Source organism: Bacteroides muris (ex Afrizal et al. 2022), from assembly GCF_004793475.1.
Taxonomy (GTDB): domain Bacteria; phylum Bacteroidota; class Bacteroidia; order Bacteroidales; family Bacteroidaceae; genus Bacteroides; species Bacteroides muris.
In genome coordinates, this window is the sequence record NZ_SRYZ01000017.1 from 18,546 (window position 1) to 35,854 (window position 17,309).

At 46.1% G+C, this 17,309-nt stretch carries 14 protein-coding genes and 1 tRNA gene; 6 read left to right on the top strand and 9 right to left on the bottom strand.

All coding sequences use genetic code 11. The features are described 5' to 3' along the window. The first annotated feature begins 14 nt into the window (after window positions 1-14). Window positions 15-902, top strand: a complete 888-nt coding sequence (locus E5355_RS09160) for a carbon-nitrogen hydrolase (protein ID WP_016273776.1) — start codon at window positions 15-17, stop codon at window positions 900-902. A 31-nt stretch (window positions 903-933) separates the two neighbouring features. Here E5355_RS09160 and E5355_RS09165 read toward each other — a convergent pair whose 3' ends face one another. The 3 genes from E5355_RS09165 to E5355_RS09175 form a co-directional block, all read right to left on the bottom strand. Continuing rightward, the gene (locus tag E5355_RS09165) at window positions 934-1,314 is read right to left on the bottom strand and encodes a GtrA family protein (RefSeq protein WP_035458002.1); all 381 of its coding nucleotides are present in this window, start codon (window positions 1,312-1,314) and stop codon (window positions 934-936) included. 21 nt (window positions 1,315-1,335) lie between these two features. Further along, window positions 1,336-3,093 carry an aspartate--tRNA ligase gene (aspS, locus tag E5355_RS09170; RefSeq protein WP_136010124.1) on the bottom strand — a complete coding sequence of 586 codons (1,758 nt, stop codon included), beginning with the start codon at window positions 3,091-3,093 and terminating at the stop codon, window positions 1,336-1,338. Between the two features lie 131 nt (window positions 3,094-3,224). Further along, window positions 3,225-4,265: a diacylglycerol/lipid kinase family protein gene (locus E5355_RS09175; protein WP_136010125.1), complete on the bottom strand. Its 1,041-nt coding sequence runs from the start codon at window positions 4,263-4,265 to the stop codon at window positions 3,225-3,227. A 206-nt stretch (window positions 4,266-4,471) separates the two neighbouring features. Here E5355_RS09175 and spt point away from each other — a divergent pair, with 206 nt between their 5' ends. The 3 genes from spt (at window position 4,472) to E5355_RS09190 (ending at window position 7,599) form a co-directional block, all read left to right on the top strand. Continuing rightward, the gene (gene spt, locus E5355_RS09180) at window positions 4,472-5,659 is read left to right on the top strand and encodes a serine palmitoyltransferase (RefSeq protein ID WP_016273772.1); all 1,188 of its coding nucleotides are present in this window, start codon (window positions 4,472-4,474) and stop codon (window positions 5,657-5,659) included. Between the two features lie 100 nt (window positions 5,660-5,759). Then, complete coding sequence (locus E5355_RS09185; protein ID WP_136010126.1) at window positions 5,760-6,566, top strand: M48 family metallopeptidase; 807 nt, start codon at window positions 5,760-5,762, stop codon at window positions 6,564-6,566. Window positions 6,567-6,912: 346 nt separating this feature from the next. Further along, window positions 6,913-7,599 (top strand): hypothetical protein, encoded by a 687-nt coding sequence (locus tag E5355_RS09190; protein WP_136010127.1) that lies wholly within the window; start codon window positions 6,913-6,915, stop codon window positions 7,597-7,599. On the opposite strand, the gene E5355_RS09195 is transcribed toward E5355_RS09190, so the two are convergent. The 4 genes from E5355_RS09195 to E5355_RS09210 form a co-directional block, all read right to left on the bottom strand. Continuing rightward, entirely contained in the window at window positions 7,570-9,882 is a 2,313-nt protein-coding gene (locus E5355_RS09195) for an ABC transporter permease (RefSeq protein WP_246866919.1), read from the bottom strand. The genes E5355_RS09190 and E5355_RS09195 overlap by 30 nt on opposite strands. 180 nt (window positions 9,883-10,062) lie before the next feature. After that, complete coding sequence (locus tag E5355_RS09200; RefSeq protein WP_016273768.1) at window positions 10,063-10,737, bottom strand: ABC transporter ATP-binding protein; 675 nt, start codon at window positions 10,735-10,737, stop codon at window positions 10,063-10,065. Between the two features lie 113 nt (window positions 10,738-10,850). Beyond that, entirely contained in the window at window positions 10,851-12,101 is a 1,251-nt protein-coding gene (locus E5355_RS09205) for an efflux RND transporter periplasmic adaptor subunit (RefSeq protein ID WP_136010129.1), read from the bottom strand. Window positions 12,102-12,177: 76 nt separating this feature from the next. Next, the gene (locus tag E5355_RS09210) at window positions 12,178-13,695 is read right to left on the bottom strand and encodes a TolC family protein (RefSeq protein ID WP_136010130.1); all 1,518 of its coding nucleotides are present in this window, start codon (window positions 13,693-13,695) and stop codon (window positions 12,178-12,180) included. A gap of 227 nt (window positions 13,696-13,922) precedes the next feature. Between E5355_RS09210 and E5355_RS09215 the strand changes: the two genes are divergently transcribed. After that, the gene (locus E5355_RS09215) at window positions 13,923-15,296 is read left to right on the top strand and encodes a sigma-54-dependent transcriptional regulator (protein WP_136010131.1); all 1,374 of its coding nucleotides are present in this window, start codon (window positions 13,923-13,925) and stop codon (window positions 15,294-15,296) included. Continuing rightward, window positions 15,293-16,258 carry a sensor histidine kinase gene (locus tag E5355_RS09220; protein WP_136010132.1) on the top strand — a complete coding sequence of 322 codons (966 nt, stop codon included), beginning with the start codon at window positions 15,293-15,295 and terminating at the stop codon, window positions 16,256-16,258. Before E5355_RS09215 ends, E5355_RS09220 begins: the two co-directional genes overlap by 4 nt. A 55-nt stretch (window positions 16,259-16,313) precedes the next feature. On the opposite strand, the gene E5355_RS09225 is transcribed toward E5355_RS09220, so the two are convergent. Further along, a tRNA-Pro gene (locus E5355_RS09225) sits at window positions 16,314-16,388 on the bottom strand. An 86-nt stretch (window positions 16,389-16,474) separates the two neighbouring features. Beyond that, entirely contained in the window at window positions 16,475-17,182 is a 708-nt protein-coding gene (locus E5355_RS09230; protein ID WP_136010133.1) for a tRNA1(Val) (adenine(37)-N6)-methyltransferase, read from the bottom strand. Window positions 17,183-17,309: the final 127 nt, after the last annotated feature.

Here is a 17,309-nt window from a genome sequence, read left to right on the forward strand (position 1 = left end):
ACCATAGAATTAAGATGGCAAGAAAAATCAAAGTAGGTATTATCCAGCAGGCCAATACCAAGGACTTCAGGACTAATTTAATGAATTTGGCCAAAAGCATAGAGGCATGTGCAGCGCACGGAGCCCAGTTGGTTGTTTTGCAGGAACTGCATAACTCTCTGTATTTCTGTCAGACAGAGAATACACAGTTATTCGACTTGGCAGAACCGATTCCCGGCCCTTCGACGGGATTCTATTCCGAATTGGCTGCTGCCAACGATATTGTACTGGTCACTTCTCTGTTCGAGAAACGCGCTCCCGGATTGTATCATAACACAGCAGTTGTTTTTGAGCGTGATGGCAGCATCGCCGGAAAATACCGGAAGATGCATATTCCTGATGATCCTGCCTATTATGAGAAATTTTATTTTACTCCCGGTGATATAGGCTTCGAACCTATTCAGACGTCTTTGGGTAAGTTGGGGGTATTGGTATGCTGGGACCAGTGGTATCCGGAAGCAGCACGTTTGATGGCATTGAAGGGAGCTGAAATATTGATATATCCTACGGCCATTGGCTGGGAAAGCAGTGATACGGACGATGAAAAGGCGCGTCAGCTCAATGCTTGGATTATCTCCCAGCGTGGACATGCCGTGGCCAACGGCTTGCCGGTGGTTTCTGTGAACCGTGTGGGACATGAGCCGGATCCTTCCATGCAGACCAATGGCATCTTGTTTTGGGGAAATAGTTTCGTGGTCGGACCGCAAGGTGAATTCTTGGCCCAAGCAGGAAACGAACGGCCGGAAAATATCGTTGTAGAAGTGGACTTGGAACGTTCGGAGAATGTACGCCGTTGGTGGCCTTTCTTGCGCGACCGCAGAATTGACGCCTATGACGGATTGACGAAACGATTTCTTGACTGATAGCAACAGGGATTTTGTGTGTGGGGGGAAATTAACGGAATGTCACCCGTTTGTTCATCAGGAAATTGACACTTCCGTAAATGAATAATCCCAGAAACTGGGCAAGGTATTCGTTGCAGTCCAGCCCCTCCACCAATCCGATGAGGAAAAGGAATTGTGCTCCGTAAGCCATTCCGAAAGCTATGGAAAAGAGCAGCACTTGTCGCCAAGTGTTGCTCTTTTTTTTTGTGGGGAATATCCAGTACTTGCACCAGATGAAGTTGTGTATCTGTGCAAGTATATATGCGGTTACATTGGAGAGCATATAGTTGATTTCCAGTTCGTCCATCATTACCCATACGGTAACAGCCATAATCAAGGCATTCAGCGTGCCGATTATTGCAAAACGAAAAATGCGTGCAGATTCTTTCACCCTCCTACTTTGTAACAGCTCTTACTCTTTCACTTCAACAATCAGGTTCAGTTCGTCCAGTTGCTTCTGATCGATAGCCGAAGGTGCATCCAGCATTACATCGCGTCCACTGTTATTTTTGGGGAATGCAATGCAGTCGCGAATACTGTCGAGACCTGCGAAGATGCTGACCCAACGGTCCAGACCGTATGCCAGACCACCGTGAGGAGGTGCGCCGTATTTGAAGGCATTCATCAAGAAGCCAAACTGCTCCTGAGCCTTCTCCGGAGTGAATCCGAGAATCTCAAACATTTTGGCTTGCAACTGTGCATCGTGGATACGGATAGAACCTCCACCCACTTCAATACCGTTGCACACCATGTCGTATGCATCTGCCCGGACAGCTGCCGGGTTGGTGTCCAGCAAAGGAATATCTTCGTCTTTCGGATGGGTGAACGGATGGTGCATAGCCATCAGGCGGCCTTCTTCATCACTCCACTCAAACATCGGAAAGTCAACCACCCAGAGGCAGACGAACTTGTTCTTGTCGCGCAGTCCCAGTTGGTTACCCATTTCAAGACGCAACTCGTTCAGTTGCTTGCGGGTCTTCATGGCATCGTCACCGCTCAGAATCAGAATCAGGTCACCAGGCTTGGCGTTGAAAGCAGCCTTCATTTCCTGTAATACTTCCTGCGTATAGAACTTGTCGACACTTGATTTTACGTTGCCATCTGCCTCTACGCGCGCATATACCATACCTTTGGCACCAATTTGCGGTCTTTTCACGAATTCGGTCAGCGCATCCAGTTGTTTACGTGTATAATGTGCGGCGCCTTCTGCGCAGATACCGCCGATGTAGGCTGCATTGTCGAATACCGGGAATCCGTGTCCTTTCATGATGTCCATCAGTTCCACAAACTTCATGCCGAAACGAAGGTCGGGCTTGTCGCTACCGTAATACTTCATGGCATCTGCCCACGGCATACGCATGAACGGTTCGTCCATCTCTACACCACGGATTTCCTTAAACAGATATTTGGCCATGCCTTCAAAGAGGTTGATGACGTCATCCTGCTCCACAAAAGACATTTCGCAGTCAATCTGTGTGAATTCCGGCTGGCGGTCGGCACGCAGGTCTTCGTCACGGAAACATTTGGCTATCTGAAAGTAACGGTCGAAACCGGAAACCATCAACAATTGCTTCAGTGTCTGCGGGCTTTGAGGCAAGGCATAGAATTGTCCCGGGTTCATACGTGAAGGAACAACGAAATCGCGTGCACCTTCGGGTGTGGAACCTACCAGAATAGGAGTTTCCACTTCGATGAATCCCTGATTGTCCAAATATTTGCGTACTTCAATTGTCATTTTATGACGAAGCTCCAGATTGTTGCGTACGTTGGCACGGCGCAAGTCCAGATAACGGTACTTCATGCGGATATCGTCGCCACCGTCCGTATTCTCCTCGATGGTGAAGGGAGGGGTCAGGGATGAATTCAAGACATCCAGTTCCGATACGATGATTTCAATGTCTCCCGTCGGGATATGCTGGTTTTTACTGAAACGTTCGTTTACGGTACCTTTTACCTGAATTACGAATTCACGGCCCAAGTGGTTGGCACGCTCGCAAAGTTCGGCATTCACCTCTTCGTTGAACACTAATTGGGTAATTCCGTAACGGTCGCGGAGGTCAATGAAAGTCATACCTCCCATCTTACGGCTGCGCTGTACCCAACCTGCCAGCGTCACTTGCTTGTTAACATCGGAGATACGGAGTTCTCCGCAGGTGTTTGATCTATACATCTTTTTATTTACTGTTTGACGATTTACTTATTTACTATTTTGAACATGCAAAAATACATAAAACATATTATATGACGCATCAAAAGGGGAAAGTTATTTTCAGAAACTCCTTACAGTACCTTTTTATAGCATTACATTTTCGTCAGTTTTTTGAATTGTCTTTTGCCTTTATCCAGTATCATCTTGTTTTTATGGGCGATGTCTTCCACAAAAGAATCATTAATCTGTTTCAGTCCGTTGATATAGTCCTGTGCCCGCTGCAAGACGTTCGTGTCTTTTTCCGCGTCGTGAGGAACAATGACCTGTAGCCCTTTCTTCATAATCTTTACATCTATATTCTCTCCCATCATCATCGGGTCACCGTCAAAGTGGACTACCCCCGGTTTGGAACGGTGAATACGGAGTGTCTGACAGCGGAATGTCTTAATCCGGCTGTTCTGGTCAATAGTCTTGTTGAAGAGCTGGAAAGAGAGTGACGGTACATCGAGTACGGTGAATGGCTCAAGTATGGTGACGTCCAGCAACCCGTCGTTCAATGTGGCTTGTGGGGCAATATAGGCATTGTTCCCATATTGTGATGCGTTTCCGCAGGCTATCAGAAACGCCTTGTATCGCAGGGTACTGCCATCCATTTCCAGTTCATAGGTTTCCGGACGGTACTTCAAGCTTTCAAGCAGGGTTTTTTCCAGATAAGTGAGCGGTCCTCGCCTTCCCGCTTTGGAGAATTGCAGGCTTACAAATGCGTCGAATCCCACACCGCAGGTACAGAAGAAAGGTACATTGTTGATTTTTCCGTAGTCAATGATGTCTATCAGTCCGTCATTAATGATGTCGATGGCCTTTTTGGGTTCCATCGGAATTTGCAGGTGGCGGGCAAGTCCGTTGCCGGAACCGCAGGGAATGATGCCCAAAGCGGTTTTTGTATGTACCAGTGAGCGGGCTATCTCATTGATGGTACCATCTCCCCCTATGGCGATGACGGCATGTGCATTTTCTTGCGCTTTTTGTGCCGCTATCTCTACAGCATGGCCTGCCCGTTCGGTATAAATCACTTCTTGTTCATACCTTTCCTTATCCAGCTTTTCGTCGAGCCATTTCAGTATCTGTTCCTTACTTTGAGTGCCGGATATGGGGTTTATGATAAATGCTATTTTCTTCTTGTATTCGTTCATGCAAGGATTATTGCTATGCAGTTTTCCAACTGGCAAAAGTAATATAAATATCTGAAAAATTAACCATATAGTGCTTTTAAAAATAAGAATAAGTAGTTTTTTTAATGTAAATAGAACATATACCGACATATTTTGCTATCTTTGCCCCCTGTTTTTTAAGACTTGTATTTAATAGAATTAAATATTCATTATATAAAAGATATTTCATGGGTTTACTACAAGACAAATTTGCGAAATACGACCTGCCGCAACAGTTTATGGCAAAAGGCGTATATCCTTATTTTCGCACAATCAACAGCCATCAGGATACAGAGGTAATGATGGATGGTAAAAAGGTTCTGATGTTTGGCTCCAATGCATATATGGGACTGACATACGACAAACGTATCATTGACGCCTCAATAGCTGCTACGGAAAAATATGGTACCGGCTGTGCCGGTTCCCGGTTTCTGAACGGAACACTCGATATACATGTTGAGCTGGAGAAGGAATTGGCTGAATTCGTGGGAAAAGATGAAGCACTCTGTTTTTCTACCGGATTCACTGTAAACGAAGGCATTATTCCCGCCGTTGTGGGACGTGGGGATTATATTATCTGCGATGACCGTGACCATGCTTCCATTGTAGACGGCCGTCGTCTTGCATTTGCCACTCAATTGAAGTACAAGCATAACGATATGGAAGCTTTGGAGAAGGAACTCCAGAAGTGCGAACCGGATGCTGTAAAGCTGATTGTCGTGGATGGAGTATTTTCCATGGAAGGCGACTTGGCCAATCTGCCCGAAATCGTCCGCCTGAAGAAGAAATACAATGCCAGCATTTACGTGGACGAAGCTCACGGCCTGGGTGTATTTGGAAAGCAAGGCCGTGGTGTCTGCGACCATTTCGGTGTTACCGAAGATGTAGACTTGATTATGGGTACATTCAGCAAATCATTGGCTTCTATCGGTGGTTTCGTGGCTGGAGACAAGGCGGTAATCAATTGGTTGCGCCATAACGCTCGTTCTTATATATTCCAGGCAAGTAGCACACCTGCCTCTACGGCTGCAGCTCGCGAAGCGCTTCATATCATCAAGTCCGAACCTGAACGCATTCAGCGTTTGTGGGACATCACCAACTATGCCTTGAAGAAGTTCCGCGATGCGGGTTTTGAAATAGGTGAGACAGAATCTCCTATTATTCCGCTCTATGTGCGTGATACGGAGAAGACATTTACGGTAACGAAGTTGGCTTTTGACGAAGGCATCTTTATCAATCCGGTTATTCCGCCCGCATGTGCTCCGCAAGATACTCTGGTACGTGTAGCGTTGATGGCTACCCATACCGTAGAACAAGTGGATTACGCTGTAGAAAAGCTGACCAAGTGTTTCAAAGCGTTGGATATTATCAAGTAAACTGATTCAAACAGATATTGGAAAAGCCGTTTAATAATTGATTAGGCGGCTTTTTGCTATAGACAAAATGAAATAGGATTAAAATTAAATCATAAAGTACATGAAAAAGAATTTCTTCATCATTGCTGCTGTAGTATGCGGAATGAGTTGTACCACTACTGCCTATGCGCAGTTCAAAATCGGTGGAAAGAAAATCAATGTGACCAAAGCTGTCCAAGCCGGTACAGATGCCATCAAGGCTATTTCATTGTCCGACGCTGACATTGCAGCGATGAGCAAGGAGTATATGGAATGGATGGATACGCATAATCCGCTGACGAAACCCGATACGGATTACGGCAAGCGTTTGGAGAAGCTGACCGGAAATATCAAGGAAGTGGACGGCTTGAAGGTAAACTTCGGTGTTTACGAAGTGATAGATGTGAATGCCTTTGCGTGTGGTGATGGCAGTGTACGCATCTGTGCCGGACTGATGGACATCATGACGGATGATGAAGTGATGGCAGTTGTCGGCCACGAGATAGGTCACGTCATCCATACGGATTCCAAGGATGCGATGAAGAATGCTTACCTTCGTTCGGCTGTGAAGAATGCTGCCGGCGCTGCAAGTTCTACGGTATCCAAATTGAGTGATTCTGAACTGGGTGCCATGGCCGAGGCATTGGCAGGTGCTCAATACTCCCAGAAGCAGGAGACGGAAGCGGATGATTATGGCTTTGAATTCTGCATCAAGAATAATCTCGATCCGTATGCCATGTACAATGCTTTGAACAAATTGCTTGAACTTTCAGCGGAGGCACCGAAGGAATCCAAGTTCCAGAAGATGTTCTCTTCTCATCCAGATACAGCCAAGCGCGTGGCACGTGCCAAGGAGAAAGCGGATGAATATATGAAGAATAAGAAATAACTGTCCGTTGCTTACTATATATGATGAAGTGGGATCAGAGGTTTCTCTGAATCCCACTTTTTTTGCGCCGAGACTTATGATATGGACTTCTGGGGAATCTGATAGTGATAATTCGTTAGTTCACAGTGCTGAACACTTTATTTTATCCATAGAAAACAAGGTGTTTTTATATGATGAAACGAACTGTTCTGAATAATGAAACAAAGTGTTCCCCCTAATGAAACAGATTGTTCGGTTAAGGGAAACACTTTGTTCTGTTTAGCAAAACACCTTTTATTTACTTATTTGCTTTTAAATCAGAATAATTTTAGTATGTTTGCCACATTATGAGAAACATGACTTTTGTATGAAAAAGAAAGACTTCCTCTTTATTTTTGTTCTGGTGATACTATTCCTGACATTCTTTGTGAGTGAACCTGTTTACGATTGGTATAAGTCTTTCAACGCTGCACATGGCATGGTGATGAGTTTCATTAAATTCGGAATCCTTGCTACACTGGGTGAGATGCTGGGACTTCGCATCAGTGCCGGAGTCTATAGCCGGAAAGGATTTGGAGTGTTGCCTCGTACCGTAGTGTGGGGACTGCTGGGAATGGGTATCAATGCGGCCATGATAATCTTCTCCAAGGGTGTGCCGCAATTCATGGAGTATATGGGAATGGCAAATGCCGCCGCCATTATAAACGGGGAATTCTGCCTGGACAAATTATGGATAGCCCTCGCTATTTCAGTTGCCATGAATACCATTTTCGCTCCGGTATTCATGACATTCCATAAGATTACGGATACGCATATCCTGAATTGTGGAGGTTCGCCTCGCAGCCTCCTCACTCCTATCCCGATGACCCGCATCATTACGCATCTGAATTGGGATGCGCAATGGAATTTTGTCTTCAAGAAAACAATTCCTTTTTTCTGGTATCCGGCACACACCATCACATTCCTCCTGCCGGGAGAAATGCGGGTGCTGTTTGCAGCGATATTGGGTGTGGTGCTCGGGGTATTACTGGCTGTTGCGGCGCGGATGAAATGAGGTGACGGCTGCCCGATATCCATTCAGGCATATCGTAAAGCAGGTGATGCCTATAGTAAAAAGCAAGGGTAGCAGAAAGTGAAAGGCGTTGGGAGTGGCATGGTATGCAAATTGCTGTAACCAATATGTCATAAAAAGATAAATGACAGGGACGGCTACGACGAATGCGATGCCTACATAGCTAAGGAACGGATAATTGATAAGCCATAGAATCTGGCGGGCGGATGCACCGTGAATTTTGCGGATGCTTATTTCACGTTTACGCTGTGAAACGGCATAATGTGTGATGCCAAATAATCCGAAAAGAGTAAGGAATATACTGACACAGGCGTACATGAATAAGATATGCGAGAAGTGTGCTATGTCCTGATTGTAGGACACAAATTTCTGATACATATCATCATATTTCAAAGGAATGCCTGGATTTTTCTTTTCGTATGATTCTCTTAGGCAATTAATGACTTTATCTTTATATCCGGCCTTTACCTTTATAACCAGAGTTGAGAAATTATCTTGTGGAGTATCATAAAGGAGTATTCGTAAGGGAGCCACTTGGTCTGTCATGGAGTACTTTTTGAAATCCTTTACTATACCGATAATTGTACCTTTTGTAAGTTCTTCTCTTTCGGGCACATACTTGGAAATGGGCTGTCCGATAGGATTTTCTCCTTCGGGCACCAATAAATCCACGAATGTTTCATTGATTAGTGCAGGTTGTGGAGTACGGGACATTAGATGGAATACTCGCAGGGAATCTTGCAGTTCAATATGATGCATTGTTAGGAATTCCAGACAATCCTCGTATAGTTCCAACATGAGCAGATTGTCACCGGAATCATCCTTGCCCGGGATTCCTAAACTCATCGGATATATTCCGGTATTGGAGGTTATTGCCGCTTCTACCCCTTCTATATTCTTCACCTCATCTACCCGGTTTTTTAGCGCCAGTTGTGCATTGGCATCTGTATATACATTAATAATATTCTCATAGTGCTTTTCTTCCTGCTTAATCAGATACATCTGTGAACGGATAATCATGAATGTACTCATCAAGCCAATGGAGATAATGAATTGTATGGTTACCAATAAGGCCACAATGAAACGTTTTTTGCGTCCGGTAAAGAAATGACGGTAATTGGTTTCGGATATGGAATGCAACCTATGACCCATATAACTTGCCGGTATGACAGACAATATTATGATAAACAACAAGATAAGAGGGAACACTTGCCATGAAAACAAATATTCCATTGTCAGTTTGACAGAAACCATATGATTAAATGCAGGCAATAAGTCATTCATCAACAATAAAGATAAAAGGAAAGCGACAAGAACCATCAGAAAAGTATCCAAGAACAGTTGTTGGCGCATTTGTGATCTTGTGGCTCCCATTATGGATTCAATGTGAAGCATGTGCACTTGACGCAACAAACGGGAGAAACTCAGATTTATAAAGTTGAAACAACCGATGAATAGAATCAGTAATGCGGACAACAGCCCTACACCCAATAAGGTGCTCTGCTGATGTTTGATAACTTGATTACTGTCTTTTACCGTAGCGTCGAAATAAGATTCTTGCAATGTTTGGGTACGAAGATGTCCGTTTCCCAACAAAGTGGGCAGTTCTGTTTCTCCGAAACGTTGGCGGAATTTCTTTATATCCGTACCTTCTTTCAGCAATAGCATACAATCAGAGCTTTCAGTAGCTTCCAATGGTAGGAGTATGTCTGTATGCATCATGCTTTGCTCTGGTTGGCCGAATACGGCAACGATGCGTCTGATACCTATTTCGCTCAATAGTATATCTACATTTTTTCCTATACAATCTGTTGTACCGAAACATTTCTTGGCAAACAGTTCACTTACAGCTATGTCTCCTGGTTTCAGTAATGCGTCTTGAACATCCCCTACTATATTATGGAAAGGGAAAAAAGCCGTTAATGTTGAATCTGCTGCTACCAAGCTCCAGCTTTGAAATTCTTGTTCTTCAATCTTTACCCTTACATCCTTGAATGTTTGCGTACGTAAGTAAGACTCTATTTCCGGAAACTGAGATACTATTTGAGGAACAGTTCCACCGTATATGAATGTACCTTCTACTACCTGTTGGGCAAAAGGTAGAGTCTGGACTAAACGCAGAATACGATTTTTGTTGGGATTATAGTTCTCAACGTTATATTCGTGTATCACAAATGCCATCAACAAAGTGGTGCAGGCAATACCGACGACCAGACTGACAAGGGAAATGGCAACAAACAGTTTATTGCGTTTCCAGCTTCTCATGACTAATTTCAAGGAAAGATAAGAATTCATATCATGTATATAAAAGGTTCGAGAAATCTATAGATTGACGATGTACGACTGAAATTTGTATTGCCAAACGCCCGCTTGCTGACAGGCACTTAGTAAATTCAAAAGTGGCATCAATCGTACATTGTCAACTCATAAATGAAACAGGGGTTATCACAAATTGGCTTCTGTCACCACTTGTCCGTCAAACAGATTGATGATGCGTCCGGCAAAACCGGCATCATGCTGTGAGTGTGTCACCATAACAATTGTGGTACCTTCTTTATTCAGCTCACCCAGCAGTTCCATCACTTCTTTTCCATTCTTTGAATCGAGGTTACCGGTAGGCTCATCGGCAAGTATCAGCTTAGGATTTGATACAACTGCACGTGCGATAGCGACACGCTGTTGTTGTCCGCCGGACAACTGTTGCGGAAAATGCTTACTGCGGTGCATGATTGCCATACGTTCCATGGCGGTTTCTACCCGGCGCTTGCGTTCGGCGGCAGGAATGCCCATGTAGAGTAGCGGCAGTTCGATGTTCTCGTATACATTCAGCTCATCAATCAGGTTGAAGCTTTGGAATACAAAACCGATGACTCCTTTCCGCAAGTTGGTACGTTGGGCTTCTGTATATTTGGATACTTCAGTCCCATTCAAATAATATTCTCCGGATGTAGGATTGTCCAACAGACCGAGAATGTTCAGTAGAGTGGATTTTCCGCAGCCCGAAGGTCCCATGATAGCGACAAACTCCCCTTCTTTCACTTCCATGTTTACGTCGTTCAAAGCCAGAGTCTGTACTTCCTCGGTCTTGAAAATCTTTTGTAGATTTACTGTCTTAATCATAATGCTTGGTTTTTATGGTTTATAAATATTTCATTTCTTATTCGTTTTTAATGACTTCTGCCGGATTCTGTTGTGCTGCCTGCCATACATTATTTGTCTCATAGTACGTTGTTTTATTTCATTATCAATTCTTCCGCCTCGCCAAAGGTATCATATCCCGTTGTAATTACCCAATCTCCGGGTTGCAAACCTTCCGTAATCTCGTATTGTTGCGGATTTTGGCGACCGATGCCAAGCGGCACGCGCACGGCTTTTGTCTTTGTGGTGTTCAGTTTGTAAATCCATTGTCCGCCGGTACTCTGGTAGAAGTTGCCGCGCGGAATGACGAGCGCCTCTTCCGGCTGGCCTAACTCAATCTGCACCCGGAAGCTCTTGCCTACACGCACATTGTCGGGCATGTCGCCCATGAAGACGAGGTCTACGTCGAACGTGCGGTCTTTGACTTCGGGAACCACTTTCGTGATGCGCAACGGGTATTTTCTTCCCTGATAATTGATGGTGGCGGGCAGCCCCGTAGTAATGCGGTCGATGTAGTATTCGCTCAGGGAAGTATGCACTTTATATTGGTCCAGCACCTTGATTTCTGCAATGCTTTCGCCGGAAGCGACCTGCTGTCCCGGAGTCACCTTGACAAAGCTGAGCTGGCCGGTGACGGGAGCTTTCACCACCAGGTTGCCGAGCCGTTCGCAGGCGCGTTCATACTTTTTCCGTTCCCGTTCGCGGTCGTTTCTGATGAGGTCTTTGCGGATGACGGTGACGGCAGAGTCATGACGGAGGCTTTCCCTTTGAAGATGGGCATTTTTCACTTTATAGTTGTATTCGTCCTCGGAAACTTCGAGCTGCGCTTTGCTCTTGATGCCCATGCGGTACTCTTCCTTGTCGAGGGCGAAACTCTTGCGCAGGCGGTTGAGGTCATAATCGGTCTGCAGGGCTTGTTGTTGCAGGTTCAGGCTTTTCTGTTCCATTTCAATCTCTTTTTCTCGGTAAGTGATGAGTTGCTTTTCCCAGTCGTCGCGCTGGTCTTCGATGCTGCGCAGCAGGTCGGGGTTTTCCAGGACAAGGATGGTGTCTCCTTGCCGGAGCAGGCTCCCCTCCTCTCCTATGATGCGTTCCACGCTTCCGACTTCACGTGCATTGACTTTGATGGTAAGGATGGGCTGAATCACTCCCTCCACATCTACATATTCCATAAATTTGCCGTTCTTGACTTCGGCTATCTGTATGTTGTCTTGCTCGATACGTAGTTTGCTGGGACCCAGTGAAAGGGTGATTACATAGATTAGAAAGACAAGGAAGGCGGAACCTCCTGCCAGATAGTAGCGGTAACGGATGTACCAGGGTTTCTTTTCAAGTTTTATATCCATAATATTTACCATGTTATTTCTTTATCGAATATTTGTCTGTTGTCATCGCCACTCTCGGATTTAGATAATGCAGGTTTCATCGTTTGGCACTCGTTATCGACTTATTATCAAAATAATATTGATTATCCACAATCTTATCCAAGTCTTCCGATAATGGCTTGTTGTTTTCAAAATCATAAAGCGTCAGACTCCGCAATGTATAATACAGGCTCCAGTAATTGTATAGAGTCGTGACATAATTTCTCCGTGCCGTATCTTTTTCTGCAATCGAAGCATTGAGGTCAAGTACCGAGGACTTGCCGAGTAGATAGAGCTTGCGGGCTACTTCGGCACGCCGTTGGGCTGTATAGTCCGTGCGGGCGGCTATGTTTACTCGTTGCGCCTGCAGGTTGAATTGCTTCACGAGTTTCCGTACGTTCAAATCGAAATCCGTTTTGTCCTGCTCTACCTGCGTGTAGACAAGGTCGCGGTTGGAACGGGCCACGCGTACTTGTCCCCTTCCGCGCCCCCAGTCCAAGATGGGGAGGGTAATGCCCAAGCTGACGTACTGCTGGTCCAGTGGATTCCGGTAGGAATCTTTCAGCTTGTCGGCAGTTTGTGTCAAACCGAAGCGCAGGTAGATGTCTGCTTTCAGTCCGGCATTGGCCTTGGCGCGCGACACGGCACTCTCGCTTTCCACCTTGCGGCGCAGCATGTTCTGTATCTCCGGGCTGTTTTCGTTGGCAAGCATCAGCGCAGCATCCAGGTCGACGTGCAGGTCGGGCACACGGTTATCTACCCTCACTTTCATAAGGAGGTCTTCTTGGATGCCGAGGTAGGAACGGAGCTCCTGCATGCAGTTCTCTACTTCGATGCGGGCATTCATGCAGTTGGTTTCTTCGGTCAGTTTGTTGAGTTCGAGTTGCAACATTTCGTTTTCGCTAATGGTGCCGATGTTATATCGTCCTTGCGCATATATATATAAGGTGTCGGCATTGGCGTAGTTGGCGTTGGCTATTTCGTAGTTGCTTTGTGCTTTGGCCAGGTTGAAGAACTTCTCTGTGGCATTGGCGGCAACAAGCTCAAGGGTTTCCACGTAGGTTTTCTTGGCTTCGCGATAACGGATAGGTTCGATGCGCCGGTCCCACTTCAGGCTGTTGTAGCCAAACAAGGACTGGCTGTATCCGATGTTGACGGGTGAAGTCTGCCAGGAATAGGTGTCACTGCTGAAAAGGTCGAGACGCTGTGCAGTTGTTTCAATGAAAAAGGTTCCCCCAGTCCACGGCACGTTCTGTGTCAGGCTCAGTGTCAGGTCGGTGCTCAGCAGGTTCTGCTCTATGAACTTGACGTTACCATCGCTTTGGGTCACCTTATTGATGGCGCGGTCCAGATAAGGATTGGAAGTGAGTTTGAGCGCCGGCAAGTAGTTGGCACAGTAGTATTTGTAGTTCCAATAGGCGGAGCGGAAGCTATGGCGGGCATTCTGGGCGTCGGGTGACTGCCGGCGTGCCTGCTCGATGGTTTCTTCCAAAGTCAGCACCAGCGTGTGCTCTTGGCTAATGGCGCTCGACGTCAGACTGAATGTAATAAGCAATAAAAATATATTCCGGTGCATAGTTGTTTTCTTTACTCTATAAAGTTCAAATTCTATGCCATAAGCATAAGATATTGTATTATAGGTGTTTGATATGATTAGAGGCTCTCCAAACGTGTGCAGTTACGCACAAAAATAGTGCGATAATGCACACACAACACATGAATATTATACTTATCTTTGCCCATACAAGAGATGTGGGATTGTACAGGTCTTGCCTGCATTGCCTACACAAAAAGAAAACAGATATGGAGCAGTTTGGTAAAATATTGATTGTAGATGATAACGAGGATGTGCTTTTTGCATTGAACCTTCTTCTCGAACCCTACGCCGAGAAGATAAAGGTGGCAGTGACCCCCGACCGCATCGAGCATTTTATGACCACTTTCCGTCCCGACATTATTCTGCTGGATATGAATTTCAGCCGTGATGCCATCAGCGGCCAGGAAGGTTTCGACAGTTTGAAGCAGATTCTCAGTATCGACCCGCAAGCAGTGGTCATCTTCATGACTGCCTACGCGGATACGGACAAAGCAGTGCGTGCCATCAAAGCGGGGGCTACGGATTTCATTCCCAAGCCGTGGGAGAAAGAGAAATTGTTGGCGACCCTTTCTTCGGGCATGAAGCTGCGTCGTTCGCGGACTGAGATAAATCTGCTGAAGGAGCAGGTGGAAGTTCTGAGCAATGCCACAGCGGGAGGCTCCGAAAAGGTTATTATCGGTGATTCTCTTGTCATGCAGCAAGTCTTCTCTACCATGGAGAAGTTGCGCGATACGGATGCCAACATACTTATATTGGGTGAGAATGGAACCGGAAAGGATGTGATTGCCCGCCTGCTTTACCGCAATTCTCCCCGCTATGGAAAGCCGTTTGTTACGATAGACCTCGGCAGTATCCCCGAACAGTTGTTCGAAAGCGAGTTGTTCGGTTACGAAAAAGGCGCATTCACCGATGCGCGGAAAGCGAAAGCCGGACGTATGGAAGTGGCAACCGGCGGTACGCTTTTTCTGGACGAGATAGGTAATCTTTCTCTGCCCATGCAAGCCAAACTGCTGACTGCCATCGAAAAGCGTTGTATCAGTCGTTTGGGAAGTACGCAGGCTACGCCCATTGATGTGCGGCTCATCTGCGCCACCAATGCAGACATCCGTCGGTTGGTGGACGAAGGAGACTTCCGCCAAGACCTGCTGTATCGCATCAATACCATCGAACTCCATATCCCTCCTCTGCGAGAACGTGGAAACGACATCCTCCTGCTGGCAGAGCATTTCCTGCAACGCTATGCTCGCAAATATCAGAAAGAGATGCGTGGGCTGACCCGTGAGGCGAAGAACAAGTTGCTGAAATACGCCTGGCCGGGTAATGTACGCGAATTACAGCATACCATGGAACGTGCCGTGATACTGGGAGACGGCTCTTTACTTCGTCCGGAGAATTTTATGTTCCAAGCTTCGGCTTCCCGCCAGAAGAAGGAAGAAGAAGTCCTCAACCTGGAACAATTGGAACGGCAGGCGGTGGAACGTGCCATGCGGCTCAGCGAGGGAAATGTGACCCGTGCCGCCGAATACCTGGGCATTACCCGCTTTGCCTTGTACCGGAAACTTGAAAAATTAGGCTTATGAAACAATATTCATTGATTGTGGCACTGCACATCATCGGCATAGCCTTCCTTTCGGTCGGCGTTTATCTGCTGGTGGATGCCGGACTGTGGTTCAGTGCGCTGATGGTTTTCTTGATATTGCTGGCGATTGGCGCCCATCTGTACCGTTTGCAGATGATGCAGGTGCGCATGATGCGCCATCTGGCAGAGAGCCTGCGCTATGACGACATGATGCTGTCGTTCCGTTCTCCCTACAAGAACCGTTCTATGGAGGATATGGTGGACGAGCTTTCCGAAGCAATGAAGAATTTCCGTACCCGCGTGCTGGAACGCAATGAGATGGAGGCGTGGCAAAAGCTGATACGTGTGCTGACGCACGAAATAATGAATTCGATTACTCCCATCATCTCCCTCTCCGAAACCTTGAGCGAGCGGGAAATGTCGGAAAAGAACTATCCCGCCATGCGGCAGGGAATACAGACCATTCACCGCCGTAGTAAGGGCTTGCTGGAGTTTGTGGAGAATTACCGGAAGCTGACAAGACTTCCCGCCCCCGTCCGTCATCCGGTCGCTGTCCGCGAGCTGTTGCAGGATTTGCAGAAGTTGTTTTCGGAAGAGTATATCCGGATAGAACTTCCGGAAACCGACCGCATACTCCAGATAGACCGGGCACAGATAGAACAAGTATTGATTAATCTGATTAAAAATGCCAAAGAAGCGTGTAGCAGGAAAGAGCATCCCCAGATAGAAGTGAAGATGTTACCCGCCCTCTCGTGGCAATGCCTTATCACTGTCAGCGACAATGGTGAAGGCATCTTACCGGAAGTGCAGGATAAGATTTTTGTACCGTTCTTCACCACCAAGCCCTCCGGTTCGGGCATCGGGCTTAGTTTGTGTAAACAAGTAATGAACCGGCACGGCGGAAATATCACAGTGCAGTCTGCCGTGGGAAAAGGGAGCTGCTTTACGTTGCTGTTTGGATAGAAAGGAGAAAATAACAAGAGGCACCTACATTTTATTGTAGATGCCTCTTGTTTTGTCGGGGTAGCGGGATTCGAACCCACGACCCCCTGCTCCCAAAGCAGGTGCGCTAACCGGACTGCGCTACACCCCGAATGCTTTACTTCTGAAAAGCGAGTGCAAAGGTAAAAACAATTCTGATACCAACCAAACATTTAGGCAAGTTTTATGCAATTAAAATTACATTTTCAGATAGAAATCTTTCGTTAAAGCTACATATTCAGGAGTAAACTCATTGTGATTCATCTCAATACAGAGTTTCTCTTCTCTACACTTTTTTGCTTCAAAACCAAAGTTCAGCAATACCCGTCTGCACGGTTTTTCGGGTTTGGTGAAGACTTGCACACGATGCAATGGAAACAACTTATGGTTCCAAGCTGTATCCACAACCGTTTTTTCAGCTTCCGCCGGAATAATAATGCTTACGACTCCTTGCTCTTTAAGCAGAGATGCCGAACGACGGAACAGCAGGTCGTAATTCAAATTGCCCGCATGCCGTGCTGTGCACCTTTGTTCATCAGGACATTTTAGGGCATCTATAAAATAGGGAGGGTTGGAAACGATGAGGTCAAATCTGTTTTCAGGCTGATAATCTCGGAAATCACAACATACGACTTCTACCCTATCAGTCCACGGAGAGCGTGATACATTTTCGGCAGCTTGTCCGGCTGCCGTTGCATCTATCTCGATTGCGGTAATCCGGGCATGCGGATTTCTTTGCGCTAACTGTAAGGCTATTAATCCGGTACCAGTCCCCACATCCAGTATGCGCTCAGCACCATCTGCCGGTGCCCATGTTCCGAGAAGTACGCCATCCGTGCCTACCTTCATGGCGCATTTGTCATGAAATATGGTAAATTGTTTGAACTTGAAAGATGATTTCGTCATGTTTATCTTCTTTAATTGGGCTCAAAAATAATCAAAGCCTGCATATTTGTCACAAAATTGGCACTGTTTTTGTCTTTTTAAAGGATGAGAACGTCTATTTATGAAGAAATAGCTTAACTTTGCGGGC